Below are 6,816 nucleotides of genomic sequence, written 5' to 3' on the forward strand. Positions count from 1 at the left end.
ATCGCTTGTTACCAAGAAGCTCTTAGAGTCAGAACCTTTGAGGCATTTCCAATTGATTGGGCAATGACACAATATAATCTCGGTAATGCTTACGGTGACCGCATCAAAGGTGAGAAAGCAGAGAATATAGAAGATGCGATCGCTTATTACCAAGAAGCTCTTAGAGTCAGAACCTTTGAGGCTTTTCCTGAAAAATGGGCAAATACACAAAATAATCTCGGAAATGCTCACTCTAACCGAATAAAAGGAGAGAAAGCAGAGAATATAGAAGATGCGATCGCTTGTTACCAAGAAGCTCTTAGAGTTCATACCTTTGAGGCTTTTACTTATGATTGGGCATCGACACAAAATAATCTCGGTAATGCTTACCGTGACCGCATCAAAGGAGAGAAAGCACAGAATATAGAAGATGCGATCGCTTGTTACCAAGAAGCTCTTAGAGTTCATACCTTTGAGGCTTTTACTTATGATTGGGCAAGGACTCAAAATAATCTCGGTAATGCTTACGGTGACCGCATCAAAGGTGAGAAAGCACAGAATATAGAAGATGCGATCGCTTGTTACCAAGAAGCTCTTAGAGTCAGAACCTTTGAGGCATTTCCAATTGATTGGGCAATGACACAATATAATCTCGGTAATGCTTACGGTGACCGCATCAAAGGTGAGAAAGCAGAGAATATAGAAGATGCGATCGCTTGTTACCAACAGGCTCTTAGAGTTTTTACCTTTGAGGCATTTCCAATTGATTGGGCAAGGACACAAAATAATTTCGGTGCTGCTTGCTATCAAGGAATAAAAGGTGAGAAAGCAGAGAATATAGAAGATGCGATCGCTTGTTACCAACAGGCTCTTAGAGTTTTTACCTTTGAGGCTTTTCCCCAAAACTATCTACATACTAACCATAACCTTGGTTTTGCTTACCGAGATGCTCAAAATTTACCGGAAGCTTACAAGGCTTTTGATGCTGCCATTAAAATAGTAGAATTCCTGCGAGATGAAATTATTTCTGGTTCTGGAGTAGAAGAATACAAGACTAAACTAGCTGAAGAGAACCACCGAAGCTATGGAGGCATGGTAGAAGTTTGCCTAGCCTTAACTAAAATCACTGAAGCCATTGACTATGTTGAACGGAGCAAAACCGGCAATTTAGTTGAAGAGATTCTCAGCCGTGACCTGAAAACTATCTTTCCTGTAGATGTTGCTACTCAACTAGAAAAATACAGGGATGAAATAGCAGCAGGTCAGAACCAAATCCAACAGGGAAAAGCTGACAATCCAAAAGTGTTAGCACAACGTCTTCAAGAATTGCGACAGCAGCGCAATGATTTACAAGACTACTATTTCCCTATCGGTTCTAGGTTTAAGTTTGAGCAATTTCAGCAGAAGCTGGATCACCACACTGCCATTGTCGAGTTTTATATTATAAGGGATAAGCTGCTCAGTTTCATCTTTACCGGTCAAACCCAGCAGCCTATCGTTTGGGAATCTGAGCCAAAAGACTTTTACAAATTAATAAAATACCTCAAAGGCTATCTCATAGCCTACTATACCAAAAAATACCATTGGCAACGCCGTCTGAATACTCGCCTCCATCTGTTGGCAAAAATTATTCACATAGATGACATCATTCAGCAAATCCCCGAAAAATGCGATCGCTTAATTTTAATCCCCCATCGCTTTTTACATTTATTCCCCCTTCATGCCTTACCGATTACCAGTCAGCAGGGAGAAGGTAAACCTAAAATTCTAATGGATCGCTTTCCAGCAGGGGTAAGTTACGCCCCTAGCTGTCAACTACTCCAACTTACTCAAACTAGACAACGCCCAGAAGAGTTTACCCACCTGTTTGCGGTTCAAAATCCGAATGCTAATTTACCTTACACTCCTATCGAGGTAGAAGTAATTAAAGGCTACTTCAATCCACCACCAGATACAGAAGTTCTTGTGGAAAACGCTGCTACCAAAGCCGCCATCGATAGCAAACCTCTCAACAGTTACCACTGTTTACATTTTAGCTGTCACGGTTACTTTAATTACCAAGAACCCCGGAAATCCGCTCTAATTCTGGCCAATGTCCAACCGACCTCTGCTGAAACCAATCCGGAGCGCTATTTACGGATAAGTGAAGAGGAAAAATATGACCTAGACCAATGTTTAACTATCGATGATGTCTTTGAGTTACAATTAAAACAATGTCGCCTGGTCACCCTTTCCGCTTGTGAAACTGGATTAATTGATTACAATAACATCAGCGATGAATACATTGGGTTACCCAGTGGTTTCCTAGTGGCGGGGAGTCCAGCAGTAGTTAGTAGCTTGTGGATGCTAAACGATTTATCGACAGCGTTGTTGATGATTAAATTTTATCAGAATCTGCGAGAGCAGATACCTTTAGCAGTTGCCCTTAACCAAGCGCAACTCTGGCTGCGGGATAGCACCAAAGAAGAATTAGAGGAGTGGGCAAGCCATTTGCCCTTGATTCTGAGTCACCAAGAACAGTTAGGCGACTGGTTTTATAAGCTAGATTCTATGGAAAAACCTTTTCATAACCCCTACTATTGGGCAGCTTTCGTTGCCATTGGCAACTAGTAGTTTATAGTAATTAAATTGGGATATTTTAACATGACATTTGCACAAAAAAACGTTAAAGCGTTTATAAAGTTACTAAAAAATAATCCAGACCTGTTGAATACTCAAGACAGACAAACTCTCTTGGACAAGATTCCAGAAGATTTTCAAGAAATATCCAAATTACTATTAGATTGGTGCAATAAATTACCAGAAATTAATACTGCTTTGCAGCAAGTACGTAGAAGTCTCCCAGATGATGAACCAATTGGTGAGAGGCCAGCTGCAGCCGCTTTCCCCACTGCAGAAACTAAAGCTGAGTATGAAAAGAACTTGAAAGAAGAACTACTCAACGCTCTCCGTCAGAGTTCTCCCCCAGAAACCGAAAAACCCAACACTCCCACTGATGACTGATACCGCCTTGCGACTCAAAAACCCCAGCGTCACCCTTTATGCTTTTCATCTCTGCCAAGACTTAAGCCAAGAACTGGAACAGTTGCGACCGGATGCGGATCAGTTGTGGCAACACTGTGCTAACCTCAGCCAACCCCTAGGTATCCCAGACCTGAAATCTTTACCGGAAAAAATACCATCCCCTCTAAGCGAAACAGGGAATACTCCCTTAACCTACACTGCACCACTGCAACTAGCAGGCTCTCCCCTAACGGTCCAGGTCTATCCGGCTAAAATTCATGATACTTATGCCGTTGACCTAACCCTGTATTGCCAGAATACTACTGTTGCAGCCAGTGAATTTAGTCACTTCAATCCCCAAGGGTGCCTCCTAGCCAGCAACATTCAAGCTTCCTTGGGACAAACCTTAGTGCTCTATGGCGAACCCGTGGGCACTCTTGAGGAAGATAGAAAGTTAGCCGATGCCTGTGTGGATGCTTTTTTCCAGGGAAGCGACCAAAAACCGCAGTTTATGGCATCTGGGCAGTTATTTGGTAGTCCAATTTTTGCCTATGACAACCGTAAGGAGAAACCAACGGAGCAATGTCACCTTCTGGTCTGGTTAAACCGTAACCCAGAAACCTCAAAGCTGGTTGAAAAGACTTCCTTGTCTTTTTTCAATCTGTTGTGCTGTCGCAGTAAAATCCTGTTTGCTTATGATCAAGCCCGTTGGTGTTATCGCCAAACTAGAGCACTCTATAGCCAACTGGAACAAGAGGTTAAAGGCTTCAAGGAATTGCCAAGGGAGCCAGAAACACGGCTAGAGCAACTGAAGCAGAAACTGACGGAGATGCCACCCAAGACCTTTGAGTATGCTGGTTATCTGCGAGACATGGAGGACCACAAAAATGCGATCGCTACCAATGACTACAACTATGACTACTGGCTAAACAAAATCTGTGAACATAGCCTCGAAGACGATACTATCAAGTTTTTGGAAGACTTCTTCAACCAAAGAACTAAACGGTTTAAAAAACAGATTGAAACCGACCTGAATTATCTCAAACCCGGTCAGCAACTATTTGACCAGATGCTTGGTAGTATCCGAGGCATTGTGGACATTGAGCAGGCAGAATGCGATCGCGCTTTGGAAAAAGCCCTCAGAGATAAGGAGGAGGCTGATCAAGCCCGAGAAAAACAATTAGAGTCAATTCGGCATCAGGAACAGAAAGCTGCTGAAGAACGAGAAAAACAATTAGAACGTTGGATTGCCCTGGTGGGTACTGGTTTAGCGGTCAGTGGTATTTCTTCCCAAACCGCTGCTAAACCAATAGAGTCTATTATCACCCAACTATACTCGAAAGAATCCTTAGATTGCCCCACTGCTGGTGTTACACCTTGCTTGACTTACACTGTCGTGTTTGTGCTATTTCATGTTGGCTTTGGTGTGATCGCTGGGTTAATTATGTATCGAATTATCAAATTGGTATCAAAATGAGTAATCAAGGGAACAGGGAATAGGGAATAGGGAATAGGGAATAGGGAATAGGGAATAGGCAAGAGGCAAGAGCCAAGAGGCAAGAGCCAAGAGGTAAAAAATCCTGTGTACCTCATTAGCCTATAAACCGCTATATATAGCACTACGCATTCAGATGTTTGACATTGTCTTGATGCAGTCGCTCCTAAACTCCGAAACGTGAGTCTAGCTTACTTCTGACTTCTGACTTCTGACTTCTGACTTCTGACGCTAAGCGTAGCGCTATAGCTATTTGTCTGGAAGTAGCCCATTTAATAACACCCCAAGAATACTAGAAAGTCCAATCCCTTCCAAGGCAAACCCTCCTGCATTGACGCTCATTCCCCCTACCCCTAGCATTAAAATTACAGCAACGATCACAAGATTACGGGATTCTAATAAATCTGCGCTAGAGCGAACAATACTGTTCATCCCAATCACCACAATTGTGCCAAATAAAATAATTAAAATTCCTCCCATTACTGGCACAGGAATAGTTTTTAAAAGGGCTTCTAACTTTCCTAAAAAAGAGAGTAAAATAGCGATAATAGCTGCCCAGGTCATAATCGCTGGATTAAAGGTTTTTGTTAAGGCAACTGCCCCTGTAACTTCCGAATAGGTGGTGTTGGGAGGACCCCCAACAAAAGCCGCCAATGTTGTTGCTAATCCATCCCCTAACAGGGTGCGATGTAAACCGGGTTCTTGAAGATAATTATTTCCAGTCACAGAACTAATGGCTAACACATCGCCAATATGTTCAATGGCAGGAGCGATCGCAACGGGTACAATAAATAAAATTGCTGGTAAACTAAAACTGGGTCTGGTAAATTCAGGTATTTGAAACCAAGGAGCTTGACTAACAAGTGTAAAATCCACCATCCCTAACGGTAAAGTTACCAGATAACCGACTCCTATCCCCATCAAAATCGGAATTAATCGTAAAAAACCCCGCCCTAAAATGGCAGTTAGCATCGTGGCTAATAGAGAAATCATTGCTACACTAATTGCCATCCCTTCGCTGTATCCTTCCCCAGCTTCTGATGCCATTTTTACAGCAGTTGAAGCTAAACTCAGACCAATCACCATAATCACTGGTCCGGTGACAATCGGGGGTAAAATACGGGTAATCATACCCGAACCGCGCCAAAAAATAATTAGACTTAAAATCAGATAAACAATGCCAGCAGCTGCAAGTCCAGATAAGGTTGCAGGCAAACCATATTTCTGAACACTCAAGGTGATGGGGGCGATAAAGGCGAAGGAAGAAGCGAGATAAACGGGAATTTTACCCCCCGTAACCAGTTGAAAACATAACGTTCCCACACCAGAAGTAAACAGGGCAACATTCGGGTTTACTCCCGCTAGAATGGGGACTAACACCAACGCACCAAAGGCAACAAACAGCATCTGTGCCCCGAGGAGGATATCTTTAAAACGGAAGTTATAAACTGTTGAAACTGTGGTGGCTTGAAGCTCTGGGTTCGGTGAATGTTCAGGGAATTCACTCATGAGTTGCGGACGCTTTTGTCAATTGCTTAAAAGTTATCTTACACTGAACTCAGTGAGGAAGCATGGAAATTATTCCATATCATAACTCGGGATTGATTCAGTAATTCCTCAAGGGACATTACCCACCAAAGCTGATAGAATTCCAAACAACTAGCTTATAACTTGATAATTACAAAAAACATGGAACAGAAAGCAACTGCGTCTACTAAACTAGTCACCGGTAACTTTGTGGTGATCCAGGGAGATATCAATCGCAGAATTGGCGATGGTGGTGCTAGCCTCTGGAAAAAGACCTTCAACACAGGGGGACGCTACAAGGGCGGCGCTGCGATCCTGATGTTGATGGTTAAGGGATTGACAGCAACCGACAGTGATGCAGAGGTCAAAATCAATGGTAAAAGTGTAGGGAAGATCTACTCCTACGAGGGAGCTAATCCGAATCACTGGTTTACCCAAATCATTAACATTGGTGCTGGCATCCTGAAGGATGGGGATAATGAGCTGGAGGTTGAAGCCGTAGATTTGCCAAACCCCTCTGCTGGCGACCTCTATAACGATTTTTATATACGGGATGTGGTTTGCTTCTTCCAGCGGGAAGATTAGGAAACGTCTTTTATAGCAACGGAACTATAGTTTAGGACATACTTTTTGGTGTGAAGGGTCAAAACAAATTCCACTTGAATTTTTTCCTGAGCATTGTGGTATGTAGCAGATCTGCAATGCACACATGTAAAACTGTAAATTTGATAATTATAGTAAGATTGCCAGTAAAAAATCAAGTGAAATTGTAATTTCGAGCTTTTAGAATCATGCTACATTTTGCAACGATG

5 protein-coding genes are annotated in these 6,816 nt (G+C 42.6%); 4 read left to right on the forward strand and 1 reads right to left on the reverse strand.

The annotated features are described in order from the left end of the window. The 3 genes from F6K20_RS13845 to F6K20_RS13855 all read left to right on the forward strand — a co-directional run. Positions 1–2,589, forward strand: a 2,589-nt coding sequence (locus F6K20_RS13845) for a CHAT domain-containing protein (protein WP_287295022.1), incomplete at its 5' end; no start/stop codon positions are given. Between the two features lie 33 nt (positions 2,590–2,622). Further along, positions 2,623–2,982, forward strand: a complete 360-nt coding sequence (locus F6K20_RS13850) for a hypothetical protein (protein ID WP_287267846.1) — start codon at positions 2,623–2,625, stop codon at positions 2,980–2,982. After that, positions 2,975–4,459: a hypothetical protein gene (locus F6K20_RS13855; protein ID WP_287295024.1), complete on the forward strand. Its 1,485-nt coding sequence runs from the start codon at positions 2,975–2,977 to the stop codon at positions 4,457–4,459. The genes F6K20_RS13850 and F6K20_RS13855 overlap by 8 nt, the downstream gene beginning before the upstream one ends. 267 nt (positions 4,460–4,726) lie before the next feature. On the opposite strand, the gene F6K20_RS13860 is transcribed toward F6K20_RS13855, so the two are convergent. After that, positions 4,727–5,986 (reverse strand): uracil-xanthine permease family protein, encoded by a 1,260-nt coding sequence (locus F6K20_RS13860; protein ID WP_287295026.1) that lies wholly within the window; start codon positions 5,984–5,986, stop codon positions 4,727–4,729. Positions 5,987–6,166: 180 nt separating this feature from the next. Between F6K20_RS13860 and F6K20_RS13865 the strand changes: the two genes are divergently transcribed. Continuing rightward, positions 6,167–6,589 (forward strand): type 2 periplasmic-binding domain-containing protein, encoded by a 423-nt coding sequence (locus F6K20_RS13865; RefSeq protein ID WP_008188665.1) that lies wholly within the window; start codon positions 6,167–6,169, stop codon positions 6,587–6,589. Positions 6,590–6,816 lie beyond the last annotated feature (227 nt).

The sequence above is a fragment of the Moorena sp. SIO2C4 genome (genome assembly GCF_010672485.1).
Classification (GTDB): Bacteria; Cyanobacteriota; Cyanobacteriia; order Cyanobacteriales; family Coleofasciculaceae; genus Moorena; species Moorena producens.

Bases quoted from the DNA above. Each gene is read 5' to 3' on its own strand.
- F6K20_RS13855 (WP_287295024.1), top strand. From the start codon at position 2,975: ATGACTGATACCGCCTTGCGACTCAAAAACCCCAGCGTCACCCTTTAT.
- F6K20_RS13850 (WP_287267846.1), top strand. From the start codon at position 2,623: ATGACATTTGCACAAAAAAACGTTAAAGCGTTTATAAAGTTACTAAAA.
- F6K20_RS13865 (WP_008188665.1), top strand. From the start codon at position 6,167: ATGGAACAGAAAGCAACTGCGTCTACTAAACTAGTCACCGGTAACTTT.
- F6K20_RS13860 (WP_287295026.1), bottom strand. From the start codon at position 5,986: ATGAGTGAATTCCCTGAACATTCACCGAACCCAGAGCTTCAAGCCACC.